16 protein-coding genes are annotated in these 21469 nt (G+C 59.2%); 15 read left to right on the plus strand and 1 reads right to left on the minus strand.

Going from position 1 to position 21469, the window contains the following annotated elements; translation table 11 throughout:
* From ACGHP1_RS05510 to ACGHP1_RS05525, 4 genes are all read left to right on the plus strand, one after another.
* Entirely contained in the window at nt 1-918 is a 918-nt protein-coding gene (locus tag ACGHP1_RS05510) for an ABC transporter permease (RefSeq protein WP_097774807.1), read from the plus strand.
* Nucleotides 919-1089: 171 nt separating this feature from the next.
* Nucleotides 1090-2409: a thymidine phosphorylase gene (locus ACGHP1_RS05515; RefSeq protein WP_097778159.1), complete on the plus strand. Its 1320-nt coding sequence runs from the start codon at nt 1090-1092 to the stop codon at nt 2407-2409.
* A gap of 168 nt (nt 2410-2577) precedes the next feature.
* Entirely contained in the window at nt 2578-3948 is a 1371-nt protein-coding gene (gene trkA, locus ACGHP1_RS05520) for a Trk system potassium transporter TrkA (RefSeq protein WP_005940088.1), read from the plus strand.
* 12 nt (nt 3949-3960) lie between these two features.
* The gene (locus ACGHP1_RS05525) at nt 3961-5400 is read left to right on the plus strand and encodes a TrkH family potassium uptake protein (RefSeq protein ID WP_120079498.1); all 1440 of its coding nucleotides are present in this window, start codon (nt 3961-3963) and stop codon (nt 5398-5400) included.
* Between the two features lie 148 nt (nt 5401-5548).
* Here the strand turns inward: ACGHP1_RS05525 and ACGHP1_RS05530 are convergent, their stop codons facing one another.
* The gene (locus tag ACGHP1_RS05530; RefSeq protein ID WP_097781936.1) at nt 5549-7087 is read right to left on the minus strand and encodes a YifB family Mg chelatase-like AAA ATPase; all 1539 of its coding nucleotides are present in this window, start codon (nt 7085-7087) and stop codon (nt 5549-5551) included.
* Nucleotides 7088-7247: 160 nt separating this feature from the next.
* Between ACGHP1_RS05530 and ACGHP1_RS05535 the strand changes: the two genes are divergently transcribed.
* From ACGHP1_RS05535 to ACGHP1_RS05585, 11 genes are all read left to right on the plus strand, one after another.
* Entirely contained in the window at nt 7248-7604 is a 357-nt protein-coding gene (locus ACGHP1_RS05535; RefSeq protein WP_179859701.1) for a hypothetical protein, read from the plus strand.
* 122 nt (nt 7605-7726) lie between these two features.
* Entirely contained in the window at nt 7727-9409 is a 1683-nt protein-coding gene (locus ACGHP1_RS05540) for a phospho-sugar mutase (RefSeq protein WP_390508255.1), read from the plus strand.
* 127 nt (nt 9410-9536) lie between these two features.
* Nucleotides 9537-10712: a 2-C-methyl-D-erythritol 2,4-cyclodiphosphate synthase gene (gene ispF / locus ACGHP1_RS05545; RefSeq protein WP_390508257.1), complete on the plus strand. Its 1176-nt coding sequence runs from the start codon at nt 9537-9539 to the stop codon at nt 10710-10712.
* A 16-nt stretch (nt 10713-10728) separates the two neighbouring features.
* A complete protein-coding gene (gene cdaA, locus ACGHP1_RS05550) occupies nt 10729-11628 on the plus strand; it encodes a diadenylate cyclase CdaA (RefSeq protein WP_005940107.1) in 900 nt (299 codons plus the stop codon).
* A complete protein-coding gene (locus ACGHP1_RS05555; protein ID WP_097774813.1) occupies nt 11625-12929 on the plus strand; it encodes a YbbR-like domain-containing protein in 1305 nt (434 codons plus the stop codon). Before cdaA ends, ACGHP1_RS05555 begins: the two co-directional genes overlap by 4 nt.
* A gap of 23 nt (nt 12930-12952) precedes the next feature.
* Nucleotides 12953-14548, plus strand: coding sequence for an NAD(P)/FAD-dependent oxidoreductase (locus ACGHP1_RS05560; protein WP_005940109.1), 1596 nt, complete (start codon nt 12953-12955; stop codon nt 14546-14548).
* A gap of 10 nt (nt 14549-14558) precedes the next feature.
* Nucleotides 14559-15911, plus strand: a complete 1353-nt coding sequence (locus tag ACGHP1_RS05565) for a 5-bromo-4-chloroindolyl phosphate hydrolysis family protein (protein ID WP_349137259.1) — start codon at nt 14559-14561, stop codon at nt 15909-15911.
* Nucleotides 15908-18040 (plus strand): single-stranded-DNA-specific exonuclease RecJ, encoded by a 2133-nt coding sequence (gene recJ, locus ACGHP1_RS05570; RefSeq protein WP_390508260.1) that lies wholly within the window; start codon nt 15908-15910, stop codon nt 18038-18040. Before ACGHP1_RS05565 ends, recJ begins: the two co-directional genes overlap by 4 nt.
* Nucleotide 18041: 1 nt before the next feature.
* Complete coding sequence (locus ACGHP1_RS05575; RefSeq protein WP_390508262.1) at nt 18042-20381, plus strand: RelA/SpoT family protein; 2340 nt, start codon at nt 18042-18044, stop codon at nt 20379-20381.
* A 3-nt stretch (nt 20382-20384) separates the two neighbouring features.
* Nucleotides 20385-20846, plus strand: a complete 462-nt coding sequence (gene dtd / locus ACGHP1_RS05580; RefSeq protein ID WP_005940113.1) for a D-aminoacyl-tRNA deacylase — start codon at nt 20385-20387, stop codon at nt 20844-20846.
* A 5-nt stretch (nt 20847-20851) separates the two neighbouring features.
* Nucleotides 20852-21469 carry an MBL fold metallo-hydrolase gene (locus ACGHP1_RS05585; protein WP_097774817.1) on the plus strand — a complete coding sequence of 206 codons (618 nt, stop codon included), beginning with the start codon at nt 20852-20854 and terminating at the stop codon, nt 21467-21469.

Consider the following 21469-nt stretch of genomic DNA (forward strand, 5'->3'; position numbering starts at 1 on the left):
ATGCTGCTTCTGATCAAATATACACTGCTGTATGGCATCGTTCTGATGCTGGTGGCACTGGGCGGTATGTTCAGTGAGCACTCCGGCATCATCAACATTGCACTGGAAGGCATCATGGTCATTGGCGGTGTGGCGGGTGTTCTCACCCTGACCATGCTGCCTGCCGAAATGCCGGTCTTCCTCGTGGTGCTGATCTCTGTTCTGGTGGCGGCACTGGCCGGTATGGTGTACAGTCTGCTGCTGGCCTTTGCCTCCATCAACCTGAAGGCGGATCAGACTATCGGCGGCACGGCCCTGAACCTGCTGGCCACGGCCATCGCGGTGGTCCTTGCCAAGAATTTCAGCGATAGCGGCAGTGCAAAGCTGAACTACACCAACAGGCCCTTCCTGTTCAGCATCGGCGGGCTGGAGCTGAGCATTTTTGTGCCGCTGGGCATCATTCTGCTGATCATCAGCTATGTAGTGCTGTACAAGACCCGCTTTGGCCTGCGCCTGCGTGCCTGCGGCGAGCATCCGCAGGCAGCGGACTCTGTGGGCATCAATGTCTACAAGATGCGCTATGCCGGTGTTGTCATTTCCGGTGCACTGGGCGCGATCGGCGGCATGGCCTACATTGTGCCCCCGGTGCAGACCTGGAACTTTGAGGTAGGCGTGGCCGGCGCAGGCTTCCTTGCCATGGCTGTTATGATCTTTGGCCAGTGGAAGCCCTTCAACATCTTTGGCGCAGCCATGTTCTTTGCTGTGTTCAAGAGTCTGGCAAACATTGCAGACTCCACCTTCCTGGCACAGCTGCACTGGTCCAGCAACATCTACAACATGATGCCGTTCGTGGCGTCCATGATCATTCTTGCGTTTACCTCCAAGAACAGCATGGCACCCAAGGCAGAGGGCATCCCCTACGACAAGGGGTCCCGCTAAAACGACGATTTGTGTTCCCAAAACAAGGGCGCAGCTGCTTTTCCGGGCGGCTGCGCCCTTTTTGGTTTAAAATTGGGCAAAGTTTACAGAATGATACTTGCTTTTGTTTGGAATTTTGCTATACTATATCTTACAATGTCGTACTATTGAAAAAACGAGGAGCGTGATACGATGCGCGTTTATGATCTGATTGCAAAAAAGCGTGACGGCGGTACGCACAGCCGTGAGGAGCTGGAGCAGATCGTCAATGGCTATGTCAGCGGAGAAGTGACTGATTACCAGATGGCTGCATGGATGATGGCTGTCTATCTGCGCGGCATGACCGATGAGGAGACCGCAGAGCTGACCGATGTGATGGCTCACAGCGGTGTGATGGTGGATCTTTCGCCCATTCCGGGCATCAAGGTGGACAAGCACTCCACCGGCGGCGTGGGCGACAAGACCACGCTGGTCATTGCCCCCATCGTGGCGGCCTGCGGCGTGAAGATCGCCAAGATGAGCGGCCGGGGCCTTGGCCATACCGGCGGCACCATCGATAAGATGGAGAGCGTGCCCGGCACCAGAACCGCCCTCTCACAGGAGGAGTTCTTTGCGCAGGTGAACAGGATCGGTCTGTCGGTCATTGGCCAGAGCGAGGGCATTGCCATTGCAGATAAAAAAATGTATGCCCTGCGGGATGTGACCGCAACCGTCAGCTGCATCCCACTCATCGCATCCAGCATCATGTCCAAGAAACTGGCTTCCGGCTCGGATGCCATCCTGCTGGATGTGACCACCGGCACCGGAGCTTTTATGAAAACGGTAGACCAGAGCATTGAGCTGGCTAAGCTGATGGTATCCATTGGCACCCATCACGGCCGCCGGGTGGCTGCCATGATCACCGATATGGACACCCCGCTGGGCCATAACATTGGCAACAGTCTGGAAGTCATGGAAAGCATGGATGTGCTCAAGGGCCATGGCCCCGCCGACCTGACCGAGGTCTGCCTGCAGCTGGCGGCGAACATGCTGGTGCTGGCCGATAAGGGCACTCCTGCCGAGTGCCGCGCCATGGCCGAGGCGGTGATTGCCGATGGGTCTGCCTTTGCTAAGTGCAAGGAGATGTTTGCGGCGCAGGGCGGCGATACCCGCGTGCTGGACGATTACAGCCTGTTTGAGCAGCCCGCGGCAAGCTTTGAGCTGCTGGCAGAGCAGGACGGTTACATTGTGGCGAACGATGCCGAGAAAATCGGCTCTGCCAGCGTGCTGCTGGGTGCGGGCCGACAGAAAAAGGGCGACCCGCTGGATTTTGCCGCCGGCATCACCCTGCATAAAAAGCGCGGCGACTACGTAAAGAAGGGCGAGAGCCTTGCCACCTTCTACGGCGCAGCCGATAAGTTTGAAGCTGCCGCCGCCGAGTACCGCAGCGGCCTTGGATACGGCCCTGAGAAGCCGGAGGAAGCCCCGCTGGTGTATGCCCTTGTAACGAAGGACGGCGTGGCGCGCTATTAAATGAAATAAAAGCTTCCGGGACGGTATCTCCCGGGGCTTTTTTGCGTCATTTGGCAGGTTTTTGTTGCATAATGTGGAAAACAGTGGAACTTTGGCAGGAGATATGGTATACTATGATGAATTTGTGCTGTCCCGGCAGAAGGGACGCGGAAAGAGAAAGGACTTGTTATGAAGATCATTCTGGTGGGCGGCGGCAAGGTTGGTACTGCGCTGGCGCGGCAGCTCAGTGAGGAAGACCATAATGTGACCATTGTGGATACCAACAAAGCGCGTGTGGAGCACCTGACTGAAAGCTACGATGTGCTGGGCATCGTGGGCAACGGTTCCTCGATCACCACGCTGGCAGAGGCCGGCATTGAAGACGCGGATGTGTTCATTGCCGTGACCGGTTCGGATGAGCTGAACCTGCTGTGCTGCATGTTTGCCAAAAAGGCGGGCCACTGCCATGCAATTGCCCGCGTGCGCAACCCGTCCTACAGTCATGAGCTGGACTTTATCAAAAAGCAGATCGGCATTTCGGCCATCATCAATCCGGAAATGGCTGCAGCAAAGGAGATCTCCCATCTGCTGCGCTTCCCGGGTGCAAGCAAGATCGACACCTTTGCAGACGGCCGTGTGCGGCTGATCAAGTTTGCACTCACTGCAGAGCAGGGGCTGGATGGCGTGGCCATCCGCGAGATTCCCACCCGTCTGAAGAGCGACATTCTGGTGTGTGCAGTGGAGCGCAGCGGCGGCGTGATCATTCCGAACGGTAACTTTGTACTGCAGAACGGCGATCAGGTCACCTTCCTTGCAACACAGGATAAGGCCCACGAGTTCTTCCAGCGCATCCACCTGCCGGTGCGCCCGGTGCGCAATGCCTTCATCGTGGGCGGCGGTGCCATCGCCTTCTATCTGAGCCAGGAGCTGCTGGAAAACCACGTGCGTGTGCGCATCGTGGAGCGCGACCCTGCCCGCTGCATGGAGCTGGCCGAGCAGCTGCCCGGCGCACAAATCCTGAACGAGGACGGCTCCAACCGCGAATTCCTGCTGTCCGAGGGCATGGAGTCCACAGAGGCTTTTGTGGCCCTGACCAACATCGACGAGGAGAATGTGCTGCTGACCCTGTTTGCCAAAAAGCACTCCAAGGGCAAGCTGGTCACCAAAGTCAACCGTCTGGAATTTGATGATATTCTGGCCGGTCTGGATCTGGGCAGCGTGGTCTACCCCAAGTACATGACCTGCGATTACATCGTGCAGTATGTGCGTGCACTGCAGAACGAAGCGGGCAGCAACATCAAGACGCTGTACCGCATTCTGGACGACCGCGTGGAAGCGCTGGAATTTACCGTCCACGAGAAGAGCGCTGCCACCGGTGTCCCCCTGAGCCAGCTGCACCTGAAAAAGAATCTGCTGCTGTGCTGCATCACCCGCGGCCATCAGATCCTGATCCCGCGCGGCGGCGACCAGATCCAGGTAGGCGACAACGTGATCGTGGTCACGCTGGAGCATGGTCTGCATGACCTGCGCGATATTCTGGACAAGGGCGCAGAGGGTTGACGGAGGCAGACTATGAATTATGCGATCGTTTTCCGTCTGCTGGGCTATGTCATGCTGATCGAGGGTGCGCTGCTGCTGCTGCCCGCAGCGGCCAGCTGGATCTACGGCGAATGGTTCGTGCTGGGCGTGTTTCTGATCACGGCGGCAGTCAGCGCCGCCATCGGCTACGCCCTGCGCGGCATCAAGCCTAAAAGCAAGATGTTCTATATGCGGGAGGGCTTTGCTGCTACCTCGCTGAGCTGGATCGTCATTTCCATCGTGGGCGCCGTTCCGTTTGTGGTGGCGGGCTGCATCCCGAACCCGGTGGATGCCCTGTTTGAGACGGTGTCCGGCTTTACCACCACCGGTGCCAGCATCCTGCCCGGGGTGGAGGATCTGCCCAAGGGCATCCTGTTCTGGCGCAGCTTCACCCACTGGATCGGCGGCATGGGCGTTCTGGTGTTCCTGCTCTCGCTGCTGCCCCTGACCGGTGGCTCCCACGTCAACCTGATGAAGGCAGAAAGCCCCGGCCCTCAGGTGGATAAGCTGGTGCCCAAGGTGCAGTCTACCGCAAAGATCCTGTACGGCATCTATTTTGCACTCACCGTGCTGGAGGTGGTATTCCTGCTGCTGGGCGGCATGCCGCTGTTTGAGTCCATGCTCACGGCCTTCGGTACGGCGGGCACCGGCGGCTTCGGCTTCAAGAACGACAGCTTTACCAGCTTTTCTCCCTACATCCAGTGGGTCGTGACCATCTTCATGATCCTGTTTGGTGTCAACTTCAATGCCTACTTCCTGCTGCTGCTGCGCAAATTCAACCGCGCCATCAGCGAGGAAGTGCGCGGCTACTTCGCCATTATTCTGGTGGCAATTGGCATTATCACGGCCAATATCTACAGCCTTTATAACAGCTTTGGCGAAGCGGTGCGTCAGGCAGCCTTTCAGGTGGGCTCCATCATCACGACCACTGGCTTTTCCAGCTGCGATTTTGACCTGTGGCCCACCCTCTCCAAAGAAATTCTGGTGGTGCTCATGTTCATTGGTGCCTGCGCAGGCAGCACCGGCGGCGGCATCAAGGTGAGCCGCCTCCTCATTCTGGGCAAGACCTTGGGCAAAGAGCTCAAGCAGGCACTGCACCCGCAGGTGGTGGCCCCCGTCCGCATGGACGGCAAGCTGCTCAACCACGAGACCATCCGCACCACCAATGTGTTTATGGGCGCGTATTTCTTCATCTTCGTGGTATCCTTCCTGCTCATCAGTCTGGATGGCTTTGATATGGTGACGAACTTCACAGCCATTGCAGCTACTTTGAACAACATCGGCCCGGGCCTTGCGCAGGTGGGCCCCATGATGAACTTTGGCAGCTTTACGAACCCTGCAAAGCTGGTGATGATCTTCGACATGCTGGCCGGCCGTCTGGAGATCTTCCCGATGCTGGTGCTGTTCCTGCCGGATACATGGCGCAGATTCTAAAAAGCAATTATAAAAAGCCATCTGTGATCTTCTGCTCGTATTGAGCATTTGGAAAGATACAGATGGCTTTTTTGCGCGTAACAGTAAGCTGCACAAACCCTTCCCTTTTCGGGGAAGGCGGATCTGCGAAGCAAAGACGAAGAAGTTTTTATACTTCCACTTTTTCCTGTGCCCGGTACTGCAGGGCTTCCAGCACACAGTCCTCATCCAGCAGCTGTTTGCCTGCCAGATCGGCCACCGTGCGGGCCACCCGCAGGATACGGTCATGGGCGCGGGCGGAAAGGCCCAAAGCGTCGTAGGAGGCGCGCAGCAGCCGCTCGGCGGCGGGGGTCATGCGGCAGACGCGCCGCACCTGCCCGGCGGTGAGCTGGGCATTGCAGAGCACACCCTCAAAACCCGGGGCGGTATAGCGCTTTGCCTGAATGGCCCGGGCGCTAAGCACCTGTTTGCGCAGATCGGCGCTGCTCTCGGAAGGGACGACGGCGTGCAGCTCGTCAAAGGCGATGGGGTCCATCTCCACGCACAGGTCGATGCGGTCCAGCAGCGGGCCGGACACACGGCTGCGGTACTGCCGCACAGCACTGGGCGAACAGGTGCACTGCCGGGTGGGGTGGCCGTAGTAGCCGCACTTACAGGGGTTCATGGCGGCTACCAGCTGGAAGCGGCTGGGATAGGTGGCACTGCCTGCCGCTCGGCTCACGGTGATCTGGCCGTCCTCCAGCGGCTGGCGCAGCACTTCCAGACTCTCGCGGGAGAACTCCGGCAATTCGTCTAAAAACAGCACACCGCAGTTGGCAAGGCTGCACTCGCCGGGCCGGAACTGTGCGCCGCCGCCAGCCAGAGCTGCGGCACTGGCCGAGTGGTGCGGGCTGCGGAAAGGCCGTGCAGAGATCAGGCCCCGGCCCTGCGGCAGCTGCCCTGCAATGGAATAAATTTTAGTGGTCTCCACGGCTTCCTCACGGGTGAGCGGCGGCAGGATGCCGGGCAGACGCTTTGCCAGCATGGATTTGCCGGTGCCGGGTGCGCCAATGAGCAAAACATTGTGTCCGCCTGCGGCAGCAATGACCATAGCCCGCCGCGCCAGCGACTGGCCCATCACGTCCGCAAAATCCGGCACCTGTGCCCATGCGTCTGCAGGGTCAAAGGGAACAACAGCCGCCGGGGCAAGCGGGGAGATGCCGCGCAGGGCATCTACAACTTCGCGTGCCGTGTGGGCGGGGTAGACGGCCATGCTGTCGGCACAGGCCTCGGCTGCTTCGGCGGCATTCTCGGCAGGTACATACAGGGCGTGGGTGCCATTTTCTGCTGCAGCCAGCGCCATGGGCAGCACGCCGGAAACCGGCCGCAGGGTGCCGTCCAGTGCCAGTTCGCCCAGAAATGCCGCGTCGGCAGGCACATCCTCCAGCTGGCCGCTGGCAGTGAGCACTGCCAGCAGAAGCGGCAGGTCGTACACCGGGCCGGTCTTGCGCACATCCGCCGGGGCAAGATTGATGGTAATGCGCCGGTCCGGGAACTTGAAGCCCAGATTTTTGATGGCGGCGCGCACACGGTCGGCGCTTTCACGCACAGCGGAATCCGGCAGGCCCACGATGGAAAAGGCGGGCAGACCGCCGGAAATGTCGGCCTCCACTGCCACGGCAAAGCCGCTCAGGCCGTTCAGACCAAAGCTTCTGGTAACAGAATACATGTTGTTCTCCCTTATCCCAGCGGATGATATGACGGAAAAGAATTGGCAAAAGTGGAAAATATTGGATGATTGTGTCATACTTCGACACAAAAATACTTCTGAATTCATTATAGTAAAGGGCAGGAAAGATGTCAATGCGATAGAAAGGAGAGAGTTTTCCATGATGAGCAAAGAATACTGCCGCTATATCCGTACATATTCAGAACTGGAAGGGCTGCAGCATGCCCACACCCTTGTATATTGCGGTGCCGCCGCTGCGCAGGGCGTTGTAATGGAGCTGCGGCAGGAGCAGGATGGCCGGGTGCGCCGCAGCGCGGTGCTGCTGCAGGACAGTTTTGCCCGGGCAATGCAACTGCTGCGCTACCTGTGTGAAAACAGCGTCGGTTTGGAGCAGTGGCTGGACGTTCTGGACGATGCAGGCCAGAGTTATGAACTGCTGGAAAATGCAGGCGAGGCCGGGATGGTTCCCGACTTTACCGGGAAAAACTTGGAATTTTGTGCCATATGCCGGTTTTGAACTGCAAATCTTGTTGCAGATTACGCAATTGACACATGAACGCGGAGAGTTTATATTATAAGTAGGTTTAACCAAACCTGTTCTTTTTTGCGGAAAAATTTACAAAAGGTAAGGTGTGCAAGATGTATTTGGATGAATATAAGCGCTGGATGGCTGCAGAGCTGGAAGACGCTGATCTGAAGCCGGAGCTGGCCAAGATCGAGGGAAATGATGACGAAATCAAGGACCGCTTTGCTGTGGCTTTGAAGTTTGGCACCGCTGGTCTGCGCGGCGTTCTGGGCGCTGGCACCAACCGTATGAATATCTATGTTGTGCGTCAGGCCACGCAGGGTCTGGCAAACTGGGTCAAGACTCAGGGTGGCAACCAGACTGTGGCTATCAGCTACGACAGCCGCCTGAAGAGCGATATCTTTGCCAAGACCGCCGCAGGCGTTCTGGCGGCAAACGGTATCAAGGTGCGCATTTACGATGCTCTGATGCCTGTGCCTGCACTGAGCTTTGCTACCCGTTACTACCAGTGCAATGCTGGTATCATGGTCACGGCTTCTCACAACCCGGCCAAGTACAACGGCTACAAGGCCTACGGCCCGGATGGCTGCCAGATGACCGATGATGCTGCTGCCATCGTGTACGATGAGATCCAGAAGACGGATGTGCTGACCGGTGCAAAGTACATCTCCTTTGCCGAGGGCGTGGAGCAGGGCCTGATCCGCTTTGTGGGCGATGACTGCAAAAAGGCACTGTATGATGCCATTGAGGCCCGTCAGGTGCGCCCGGGCCTGTGCAAGACTGCCGGCCTGAAGCTGGTGTACAGCCCGCTGAATGGTTCCGGTCTGGTGCCTGTCACTCATGTGCTGAACGATATGGGCATCACCGATATCACCATCGTGCCCGAGCAGGAGTACCCCAACGGCTACTTTACCACCTGCTCCTACCCGAACCCCGAAATTTTCGAGGCTCTGAAGCTGGGTCTGGAGCTGGCAACCAAGACTGGTGCCGATCTGATGCTGGCCACCGACCCCGATGCCGACCGCGTGGGCATTGCCATGAAGTGCCCGGATGGCAGCTATGAGCTGGTATCCGGCAACGAGATGGGCGCTCTGCTGCTGGATTACATCTGCGCAGGCCGCATCGAGAAGGGCACCATGCCCAAAAAACCGGTGGCCGTCAAGTCCATCGTGTCCACTCCGCTGGCCGATGCCATTGCCGCACACTACGGCGTGGAAATGCGCAGCGTGCTGACCGGCTTCAAGTGGATCGGCGACCAGATCGCAAATCTGGAAGCTGCCGGTGAGGTGGACCGCTTCATCTTTGGCTTCGAGGAGAGCTACGGCTATCTGGCCGGCCCCTATGTACGCGATAAGGATGCCGTCATCGGTTCCATGCTGATCTGCGAAATGGCCGCTTACTACCGCAGCATCGGTTCCTCCATCAAGCAGCGTCTGGAAGAGATCTATAAACAGTATGGCCGCTACCTGAACAAGGTGGACAGCTTCGAGTTCCCCGGCCTGACCGGCATGGAGAAGATGGCTTCCATCATGCAGAAGCTGCGTGATAACCCGCCCGCCGAGCTGGCTGGCCACAAGGTGGTCAAGGTGACCGACTACAAGAAGCCCGAGGAGACCGGCCTGCCTGCAGCAAACGTGTTGATCTACAGTCTGGAAAACGGTGCGACCGTTGTGGTGCGTCCCTCCGGCACTGAGCCGAAGATCAAGACCTACTTCACCACTCTGGGCAAGGATCTGGCTGAAGCACAGGCACAGAAGGATGCTCTGGCTGCTGCCATCGAGCCGATCCTGAAGTAAACTCCATCAAGAACAAGTTTGTGCCCCTCTGCTGTGTGCAGAGGGGCATTTTTGCTGTAGAATATTGGTTGCAGTTTGGGAAGTTATACGCTATAATAAAATATGGCTTACTATAGGAATCGGGCAGGTGAAGAAATTGGAAAAGAGAGTATCCGCGGTACTGGTGGCGGCGGGGTCTTCCACACGCATGGGCTTTGACAAGCTCAGCTTTGATCTGGGCGGCGAGACCGTGCTGCACCGCAGCATCCGCGCGTTTGAACAGGACCCGCTTGTCACGGAGATCGTGCTGGTGGCCGGTAAGAACCGCGCCTTTGTGGAGCAGCAGGCAGCAGACTGCACAAAGCCTGTGCAGATCGTAACGGGCGGCACCACCCGCGCCGAGAGCGCAAAAAACGGCGTGCTGGCGGCAGCAGGGGAGCTTGTGGCAGTGCACGACGCGGCAAGACCCTTCGCCAGTCAGGCCGTCATCACAGCAGCGCTGGAAGCAGCGGCCCGGTGCGGCGCAGCTGCACCTGCCGTACCGGTAAAGGATACCATCAAGGCTGCAGCGCGCGGCAACGGAAAGACCGTGCCGGATGCCTGCCTTGTGTACACAACGCCCGACCGCAGCACCCTGTATGCGGTGCAGACCCCTCAGTGCTTTGACCGCGCAGAGTACCTTGCTGCGCTGGAAGAGCTGGATGCCGAAAAAGCCCGCCTTGTCACCGACGACTGCAGCCTGTTCGAGCTGACCGGCCGCGCCGTGCAGCTGACACAGGGCGATTACGCCAATTATAAGATCACGACCCGCGAGGACTTGCCCCGCCCGGAACAGAAAGAGGAACACAAAATGCGCATTGGACATGGTTATGACGTGCACCGTCTGGTGGAAGGCCGCAAGTTGATTCTGGGCGGCGTGGAAGTGCCCTTTGAAAAAGGCCTGCTGGGCCACTCGGATGCAGATGTGCTGGCCCATGCGGTGATGGATGCTGTGCTGGGTGCCGCTGCGCTGGGGGATATCGGCCAGCATTTCCCGGACAATGACCCGGCCTACTCCGGTGCTGACAGCCTGAAGCTTGCCCGCCGTGTGGCCGAAATTTTAAAGGAGCACGGTTTCCGCATTGAAAATATCGACGCGACGCTGTTGTGTCAGCGGCCCAAGCTTGCGCCGTACATTCCGGCCATGCGCCAGAATCTGGCCGATGCCTTCGGCCTGCCGGTGGACGCTGTGAGTGTGAAGGCCACTACCGAGGAACATCTGGGCTTTACCGGTGAGGGGCTGGGCATTGCCGCCCACGCTGTTGCCCTGATCGAAACACTGTAAACGGGAGCGTGTACCAATGACTCTGAACGCGATCATTGCAAATTTCCAGACCTTCAAACTGGTCGATTTGCTGGATATCATCATCATTTCCTTCCTGATTTACCAGCTGCTGGGCATTGTCAACCGCACCCGCGCCGGCCAGCTGTTCAAGGGTGCGCTGCTGGTGATGGCCGTCTATCTGGTGGCAGAAACGCTGAATATGCGTACCGTCACATGGCTGCTGAACTCACTGCTGCAGGTGGGCCTGCTGACGCTGGTGGTGCTGTTCCAGCCGGAGATCCGCCGTGCGCTGGAGCGCATGGGCCAGACCGACCAGTGGGCCGCCAAGCTGTTCAATGTCAAAGGCCGCTACAACGATCCCAGCCTGAAGGGTGCATGGCGCAGCGCCATCATTGCCATCTGCGATGCGGCAGAGCGCTTTTCTGAGACCAAGACCGGTGCACTGATTGTGCTGGAACGCCACACGAACCTTTCGGAGATCGTGCGCACCGGCACGCCGGTGAACAGTGCGGTCAATCTGGAAGTGCTGGGCACCATTTTCTACGAGGGCACGCCCCTGCACGATGGTGCTGCCATCATTGAGAATGGCCGCATCAAAGCCGCGGGCTGTGTGCTGCCGCTTTCCAACAATCTGGATCTTGGCAAGGATATGGGCACCCGTCACCGCGCCTGCCTTGGCATTGCCGAAAATTCCGACGCCATCGCCATCGTGGTCAGCGAGGAGACCGGTATCATCTCCATGGCAAAGAACGGCGTGCTGATCCGCCATTTTGACCGGCAGACCCTGTATACCCGTCTGGTGGATGAGATGATCCCTAAGGAGACCACCACCGAAAAGACGACGGTCAGCGGCTGGCGCGGTCAGCTGGACCGTCTGTGGAAATGGGTCAGCCAGAAGGAGGACGATGCGCAATGAACAACGAACCCAACAAGAAAAATGGCGCAAAGCCTGCGGTCGCCCATAAGAAAAACATTCTGGACGACCGCCGCATCCGGCTGGCACTTTCGGTGCTGGGTGCCATCGTTGCATGGATGGTGGTCACGATCATCGTCCAGCCAGGCACCAGCAACACCATCTACAATGTACCGGTGGATTATACCTACGATTCCGCTGCTTACACCTCCCGGGGCCTGAGCATCGTCAGCGCCGAGGATAAGACCGTGAACCTGAAAATCTCCGGCGACGGCTACACCATCGGCGGGCTGACGGCTTCCGATTTTGTGGTCTACCCGGATTTTTCCAGCGTACGCGACAGCGGCGAAAAGACCCTGCGCCTGCTGGTACGCGGTGCCAACGGCCTGCTGAACGGTGTGACTGTGACCATGGAAGGCAATGACAACACGGTGGATGTGGTGTTTGACGTGGTGGAGGAAAAGACCCTGCCCGTTACCATTACCACCAACTACCTGACCATCGCGGACGGTTATATCCTTTATAGTACGGATGTTTCCAAGGAGAATATCACCCTTTCCGGCCCCAGCAGTGAGCTGAATAAAGTTGCTACCTGCACTGCAGAGGTGACCTACAGCGGCGAACTGACCGAGTCCATCACGCTGAACACGCCGCTGCGCTTCTATACCTCCGGCGGCAAGGAAGTCAAGTTTGAGTACACGGAGCTGGAAGAGAACAGCGTGGATGTGACCTTGCAGGTGTACAAGATGGCAACGCTGCCGGTGGACGTGAATTTCATCAATGCACCGCGTGATTTTGATGATTCGATGCTGGTATATGCACTCAGCCGCAAGCAGCTCAAGGTGGCAGGTCCGGCAGATAAGATCGATATGCTGTCCACGCTGCCCATCGGCAATATCGACCTTTCCACCTTTACACTGAACAAGAGCTATGAGCTGCCCATCGACCTGCCCGCAGACATCTATCTGCTGGATAACATTTCCACCATAACGGTCAGCTTTGACTGCTCCAATCTGGGAACCAAGACCATGAACCTGCCCAATACCTGCGTGCAGGTGGTCAACCTGCCCTCTACCTACCAGCTGACGGTGCAGACCGAACGCCTGATGAATGTAACGCTCTGCGGCCCCAAGGGCGCGATCGAAACGCTGACCCCGGAGCAGGTGGTCATTGAGATCGATGCCGAGGATTTCTCGGTGGCGACCGGCGAGCAGAACATTGCCTGCCGCCTGTATGTGCCCTCCAACGGCAAGATCTTTGCACTGGGCAGCTATGTGCTGCAGTGCCGCATCGAAAGCAACTGAAACAAAAAGGAACACACGATAACATGATTCTGGTTCGCAACATCCGTCTGCCGCTCTCTGCCGGAGAGCCGCAGGCATTTGAAAAAGCCCTGCACGCTGCCCGCATCCCGCGCGGAAAGGTGCAGCATCTGGGCGTGGCAAAGCTCTCGGTGGATGCCCGCCATGGCCAGCCCAAGCTGGTGTATACCGTGGCTGTCACCCTGAAAGAACCTGCCGAGGAAGCGGCTTTTGCAGCCCGCTGTGGTGATGCTTCTCTGCAGCAGAAGGTGGATTTTTCGGTGCAGAATGGCATCCAGCCACTGGCACATCGGCCTGTGGTGTGCGGCCTTGGCCCGGCGGGCCTGTTTGCAGCGCTGCTGCTGGCCCGGCAGGGCTATCAGCCCATTGTGCTGGAGCGCGGCCCGGCGCTGGACGAGCGCGTAAAGGCGGTGGAACATTTTTCTGCTACCGGCGAACTGGATGTGAATGCGAACATTCAATTTGGCGAGGGCGGTGCCGGTACCTTTTCGGACGGCAAGCTGACCACCCGCATCGGCGATGAGCTGTGCGGCTTTGTTACCGAGGTGTTCCTGCAGCACGGTGCGCCGGAGGAGATCGCCTGGAAGCAGAAGCCCCATGTGGGCACCGACCTGCTGCGCGGTGTGATCACCTCTATCCGCAAGGAGATCGAAGCTCTGGGCGGTGAGGTGCATTTCAACACGGCCCTGACCGGCTTTGAACAGAAAAATGGTCAGCTCACCGGCATTTTTACCACAAATGGCACCTTTGCCTGCGAAGCTTTGGTGTTCGCGGTGGGCCACTCGGCCCGCGATACCTTCGGGATGCTGATGGACGGCGGCCTGCAGCTGGAATGCAAGCCGTTCAGCGTGGGCTTCCGCGCCGAGCATCTGCAGAGTGAGATCGAAAAGAGCTTATATCACGAGGCTGCCGGGCATCCGGCTCTGCCGCGGGGCGAGTATCAACTCTCCCAGCATGTGGGGGAGCGGTGCGTTTACACCTTCTGCATGTGCCCCGGCGGGCAGGTGGTGGCATCGGCCAGCGAGGAAGGCCGTGTAGTGACCAACGGCATGAGCTTCCACGCCCGCAATGGCAAAAATGCCAACGCGGCCGTGGTGGTGAGCGTGGGAGGCAAGGACTTTGCAGACGATCCGCGCCGGGCCATCGCGTTCCAGCGGGAGCTGGAAGCCAAAGCCTACGCCGCTGGGCGCAGTGCAGGGGAGTATGCCGCTCCGGCAGAGAACATCCAGAGCTTTCTGGAAGGGCGCGGCCAGCTGAACATTGGACGCGTGCAGCCTACCTATGACCGCGGCGTTGCTGCGGCAGACCTCGGCGCACTGCTGCCGCAGGAGCTGGCCGAAACGCTGCGGGCGGGCCTGCGCGCCTACGAGCGCAAAATTGCGGGTTATACCGCGCCGGAAGCGATCCTTACGGGTCTTGAGACCCGCACCAGCAGCCCGGTGCGGCTGAAGCGGGAAGAAAATTTTGAATGCACCCAGCTGGCAGGTCTGTATCCCTGCGGCGAGGGTGCCGGATATGCGGGCGGCATCATGAGCGCCGCCGTGGATGGCCTGCGGGTGGCCCGCGCCATCATCAGCCGGTATGCACCGGCAGAAGGGTGAGAAGAATTCGATGAACGATCGTGAAAACGATACAATGAGAGAAAATGAGGGCCGTCAGGTGCAGCAGGAGCTGGAAAACCAGCTGCGCGCCTTTGGCGATACCGTGTCGGATGCCTTTGCCCATGGCTTTGAGGGCAAAGGGGAGGACATTGGTGACCGCGCCTATGGTGTGGGCCGTGCGGCGGTGAATGCTGCAAACTTTGGCCTTGGCGAAGCGGCAAAGGCGTTCCGCAGCAGTCGGGAGGAATACTACCGCAGCCGTCAGAATGCGCAGAATACGAAAAAACAGGGCTTGAATGAGGACTGTATCAACGCGCAGGCCGCAGGTGTTTCCGGCTGGTTCCGGCAGATGTTCGGCAAGGCAGAGACGACCCCGGCAGACGAGATCCGCGCCAGTGCCAAAAAGCGGTACAGCGCAGGCTGCGCATTGCTGGCAGTCGGCATCACGTTTACGGTGATCTTTGGCATCACGGCGGTTTCCTGTCTGGGTGCGGCGGGCCTGTTTACGCCCAATGCGGCGGTTCTGCAGGCTCTTCTGCAGGACAGCTTTATGGCTGAAAATGCTGCAGCCATGGGCAGCTTTGCGCTGGGGGCGGTGCGGATCACCGGCTGGTGCTTTGCGGCTGTCACCGCCGTGTTCGTGTGGATGATCACTGCCGGTGCATCCCGCCTGAAGGCCAGCAAGACGCTGCTCCGTCTGGCCGAGGCAGCAGAAGGCTTTGACTGCAAAAAGGGCCTGCCGCTGGAAGCCGTGGACGAGAAAAAGGCCCGTGCCCTCAAGCGGGTGCGCAGATTCATCCGCAATGGCTGGCTGAGTGCATGGGTGGACGAAAAAGCGGAAAAGCTTTACCTGACTGCTGAGGATTACCGTGCCGCGCAGGAAGCTGCCGCAGCCTCCAAGGCACCGCCGCAGCCGGAACCGGCGACAGAAAAAACAGACGATGTGCCGCTCAATCTTGAGACGGCGCGCCGCTTTGCCGCCGTGCTGCAGCAGGAAAAACAGCTGATGCAGGATGCGCAGGGCCGCGAAGAGCTGGACCATATGCAGACCACCACCACTGCCATCTGTGACTGGCTGGAAGCACACCCGGAAAGCCTGCCCAAGGCCCGCCGCTTTGCGGAATACTATATCCCCACCACCCTCAAGCTGCTGCACACCTACAACGATGTGCAGGGCCAGCAGGGCGAAAACGCCGAGACCATCCGTCGCGATATCGCGGGCATCCTTCACACGCTGAATCAGGCCTACGACACCCTGTATGATACGCTGCTCTCGGATGTAGCGATGGATGTCTCTTCTGAGATCGCCGCCCTGCAGGGAATGCTGGCCAACGACGGCCTGACGGGAGGAAATTTTGAATGACCTACCGTGCATGGAATCTGAAGCCGCTGGACCGTGCCGCGCTGCGGGAGCTGACGCAGGCGATTGCGGAGCAGGCCACCGAAGAACTGGAATATAACGCACAGAACGACGAGCCGTGGAGCGAGCAAAAATATGCGGCCGCCCTTGCCGCCCAGCAGAAGGAAAATGCCCTGTTGGCGGGCGTGCTGACGGCCCGCGGCATTACCGACCCTACCGAAGCACTGACCCTGCTTGCCGGTGAGGAAGAGTTGAGCGACCCTTCGCTGCTCACCGATATGGACAAGGCCTGTGAGCGCATCTGGCGGGCCATTGACGAGGGCGAGACCATTGTGGTGTTCGGCGATTATGACGTGGACGGCGTGACGGCCACGGCCCTGCTGTACCAGCATCTCAAGGGCATGGGGGCTACCGTAAAATGCATGCTGCCCAGCCGCGAGGGCGACGGCTACGGCCTTTCGCGCAATGCCATCCGTTCCATCCACGATAAGGGCTGCAAGCTGATCGTGACGGTGGATAACGGCATTTCTGCTGTGGAAGAAGCCGATTATGCCGCTGAACTGGGCATTGACCTGATCATTACCGACCATCATCTGCCGCCGGAAACTCTGCCCAAGGCCATTGCCGTGGTAGACCCCCGTCGTGAGGACGACACCAGTCCCTTCAAGGGCCTGTGCGGTGCGGGCGTGGCATTCAAGCTGTGTGCCGCACTGGATGGCTGCCCGCCGGAAGAAATGCTGGACTACTGCGGCGACCTTGCCGCTGTGGGTACTGTGGCGGACGTGATGCCGCTTACCGGCGAAAACCGCACCCTTGTCAAGGCGGGCCTGCGCCAGCTGCAGAACACGGACCGTCCGGGTCTGGAAGCGTTGCTGGAAGAGGTGGGCCTTGCGGGCAAACCGGTCACCGCAGAAAATGTCAGCTACGCCATTGCGCCCCGCATCAATGCGGCTGGCCGCATGGACAACGCTGTTACGGCTTTGCAGCTGGTGATGTGTGAGGACCCAGACCGCGCCGCAGAGCTGGCCCATAAACTGAACGAGATCAATACAAAGCGTCAGGAGACAGAGCTGCAGATCTTCAAGGCTGCGCAGGAACTGCTGGAACAGGAACCGGAGCGGCTGGAAGACCGCGTGATGCTGCTGTGGGGCCGCGATTGGCACCCCGGTGTCATTGGCATCGTGGCATCCCGGCTGGTGGAACGCACCGGCCGGCCTGTGATCGTGGTGACGATCGACGAGCACGGCGAATGCAAGGGCAGCGGACGCAGCGTGCAGGGCTTCAATTTGCATGCCTGCATTGGTGCCTGCGCAGATCTGCTCATCCGCTACGGCGGCCATGCCATGGCTGCGGGCCTTTCGGTGCGGGAAGAAAATCTGCCCGCTCTGCGCCGCCGCCTGAACGACTGGGCAGCACGGGAATGCCCGGTGCTGCATACCACCCCGCTGGAGTGCGATCTGCCCATCCATCTGGACCGTGTGACCGTGGAAAGTGTGCGGAAGCTCGACCAGCTGGCTCCCTATGGGGCCGAGAACCCGACCCCGGTGTTCCTTTTGCAGAACGCCGTGCTGGATGGGGTATACCCGGTATCGGAGGGCAGGCACAGCCGCCTGCGCCTGCGGCAGGGTAATGCCAGCGTGTATGCCGTGTGGTTCGGTATGCCGCCGGAACAGCTGCCCTATGCCATGGGCGATGTGGTGGATGCTGCGCTGAACCTTTCGGTCTACGATTCGCCCCGGGGCGCACAGCTTTCGGGCCGCATTCTGGACCTGCATCCGGCAGGGCTGGGCACAACGCTTGCGGAGCAGGCTGCTTTTGTGGTGGCGCTGCGCCGCGGCACACCCCTGACTGAGGAACAGAAAAAGCTTATTACGCCTGAGCGTAGTGATATCGTCACAGTGTACCGTGAGCTGCAGGCGCGCCGCTGGCACGCAGAAGATCTGCAGCCGCTGTGCGCAAAACTGGGCGAGGAAAATACAGGCAAAACACTGGTGGCAGTGACGGCCTTGGAACAGGTGGGACTGATCGCCACGGTGGAAAAGGGTGGGGCAAAATATCTGGAGCTTGTGCCTGCGCAGAGCAAAAAGAACCTTGCGGATGCCCCGGTCCTGAAATGTTTGGAGGGAATGTAAAATGCCAGAGGGAAAGAAAACTGCTGTCCCTGCACCGAAGCCGGTGCGGGAAGAGGATCTCTACTCCGCAAAGACCCACCTGCATCAGCCGGTACCGGTGCAGGAAACGGCTACCGTTTCTGCAACAGCACAGCTGGCCGATGCCCCGGAAGGCGCGCTGCCTTCGGAGGTGCGGCCGGAGATCGTTACCTGGGAAAAGCTGTGCGAGGCCATCAAGGCCAGTGGCCGCTCCTACAATATGGAGATGATCGAAAAGGCATATAACCTTGCCAACACTGCCCACAAGGGGGTGTGCCGCCGCAGCGGCGAGCCGTATATCTGCCATCCGCTGGCTGTGGCACGACTGGTGCTGGATCTTGGCATGGACTCCGAGAGCATTGCTGCGGCCCTGCTGCACGATGTGGTGGAGGACACTCCCACTACGCTGGACGACCTGAAAGCCGCCTTTGGCGAGGAAGTTGCCCTGCTGGTGGACGGCGTGACCAAGCTGACCAAGATCCAGTTCTCTAACATTGAGGAACTGCAGGCTGAAAACCTGCGCAAGATGCTGCTGGCCATGAGCCGCGATGTGCGCGTGATGATCATTAAGCTGTGCGACCGGCTGCACAACATGCGCACCGGTGATGCATGGCCGGAACAGAAGCGCCGCGATAAAGCCCGCGAGACTATGGAGGTGTATGCCCCCATCGCCAACCGTCTGGGCATCCTGAACGTGAAGGAAGAGCTGGAAGACCGCAGCCTGCATTACCTTGACCCTGTGGGCTACGAGGAGATCAGCCGGATGCTCAGTGAGCGTGCAGGCGAGGAGTTCCTTGCAAAGGTGTCCGGTGTGATCGAGCGGAGGCTGGCCGAAAGCGGCATTGAGGGCGCTACCATCAAGCGCCGCGTCAAGAGCATTTACGGCATCTACCGCAAGACCATCATGCAGAACAAGTCCTTTGATGAAATCTACGATATCTATGCGGTGCGTGTCATTCTGGATACGCTGGCCGAGTGCTACAGCACTCTGGGCCTCATCCACGATATGTACCATCCGCTGCCCAACCGCTTCAAGGACTATATCTCCACTCCCAAGCCCAATGGCTACCAGAGCCTGCACACCACCGTCATCGGCCACGAGGGCATCCCCTTTGAGGTGCAGATCCGCACCCGCAAGATGGACGAGCAGGCCGAGTACGGCGTTGCGGCCCACTGGAAGTATAAAGAAGGTCTGGATGGCCACGACAAGCTGGACGAACGTCTGGCATGGGTGAGCCAGCTGTTGGAAAACCAGCGCGTCAGCGAGGATTCCGGCAATCTGCTGCACGACCTCAAGAGCGACCTGCTGCCGGAGGAAGTGTTTGCCTTTACCCCCAAGGGCGATGTCATCAACCTGCCCACCGGCGCTACCTGCATCGATTTTGCCTATGCGATCCATTCGGCGGTGGGCAACCGCATGGTGGGCTGCAAGGTGAACAACCGCATGGTGCCCATCGACCACATCGTTTCCACCGGCGAGATCATCGAAGTGATCCTTGGCCCGGCGGACAAAGGCCCCAGCCGCGACTGGCTCAAGATCGTGCGCACCAGCGAAGCGAAGAGTAAGATCCGAAACTGGTTCAAAAAGATGCGCCGCGAGGAAAATATCACGCAGGGACGTGATGCATTGGCCCGTGAGCTGCGCAGGGAAATGATCATCCTTCCGGACGACCAGCTGGACGATTTTATCAACAGCTGTTCCCGCCGCCTGCGCCAGAACAATGCCGAGGAGCTTTATGCCGCCATCGGCTACGGCGGCATGACCATTGCCAACTGCCTGCCCAAGCTCAAGGAGGAGTGGCAGAAGCTGAAAGCTTCGGAGGAAAAGGCCGGGGAAGACCTGCCCAAGGTGGACCTGAGCCGTGTGCACGCTACCGACGGCGTGGTGGTGGAAGGCTTCGATAACACCCCCATCAAGTTTGCCAAGTGCTGCAGCCCGCTGCCGGGCGACCCCATCGTGGGCTTTATCACCCGCGGCTTTGGCGTTTCCATCCACAAGCAGAGCTGCGCCAATGCCATTTCCAGCATGAAGGATCCCACCAACGCCCCCCGCTGGGTCAAGGCGTACTGGGCCGACAGCGTCAGGGACAGCTATAAGGCCGGCATTGAGATCATTGCGCTGAACCGCAACGAGCTGCTGCAGGATGTGCTGGCTGCGCTGGCGGATATCCGGGTGCCCATCTATGCGGTGAACGCCCGTCAGGTGGAAAACAACTGCGCCATGGTCAGCCTGACCATCGGCATCAACAATACCGAGCACCTCAACCGCGTGGTCGCAAGACTTTCCAAGGTGAAGGACGTGCTCAAGGTGACAAGGAGCTAAAACATGCGTGCAGTCATTCAGGCGGTGTCTTCCGCCAGTGTGCGGGTAAACGGCGGTGAGCCGCGGGCCATCGGGCCGGGCCTTATGATCCTGCTGGGTGTCAGGGATACCGACAGTCTGGACATCGTGCCCAAGCTTGCCGATAAATGCGCGGGCCTGCGCATCTTTCCGGACGCAGAGGGCAAGCTGAATCTCAGCGCAAAGGACCTTGGCTATTCGGCTCTGGTGGTGAGCCAGTTCACCCTTTACGGCGACACGAAAAAAGGCTACCGGCCCAGCTTTATCAAGGCCGCAAAGCCGCCGCTCTCCGTGGATGCTTACGAGCTGTTCCTTGCAGAGATGAACAAACAGGGCTTGAAGGATGTTCAGCACGGCGAGTTTGGCGCGGACATGCAGGTGGCTCTTGTGAACGAAGGACCCTGCACCATTATCATCGATACCGACGAGTGGAAGAAAAAGGAGTGACCGCCATGCAGGCTTTTCATATTCCGGGCGCTGCGCCGCTGTATACCAATACCTTCCTGCTCATTTCCGACGCAGGCCATGCCGTGGTCATTGACCCGGCGGCAGATGCGCAGACCTACGATAAAATTTTAAAGGAAAACAATGCGCAGCTCACCACCATCCTGTGCACCCACGGCCACTACGACCATGTGGGCAGCGCCGAAGCCTTGCGCACCGAGTGGAACGCAAAGCTCTACTGTGAGGCTGCCGACCTTGCAGGCGACCGCATGTATCCGCTGAGCGCAGCGGACTGCGGCTACGCAGAAGGGGAGACTGTCTCGGTAGACGAGCTGCAGTTCACGGTCTGGCACACGCCCGGCCATACGCCCGGCGGCGTGGTGCTGCTGTGCGGCGAGTATCTCTTCTGCGGCGATACCCTGTTTGCAGGCAGCATCGGCCGTACCGATCTGGAGGGCGGCAGCAGTGCACAGATGGCCGAGAGTCTGCGTAAACTGGCAAAGCTGCCCATCCCGCGCGGCACGCAGGTGCTGCCCGGCCATGGCGAGTTCTCCACCTTTGGCGATGAACTGGACAACAATTACTTCATCCGCAGCGCTGTGCGCGGCAACAATGATTTATTTTAA

Origin of the sequence: Faecalibacterium sp. i21-0019-B1 (assembly GCF_042852915.1) — a bacterium.
In the GTDB taxonomy this organism is placed as follows: Bacteria; Bacillota; Clostridia; order Oscillospirales; family Ruminococcaceae; genus Faecalibacterium; species Faecalibacterium taiwanense.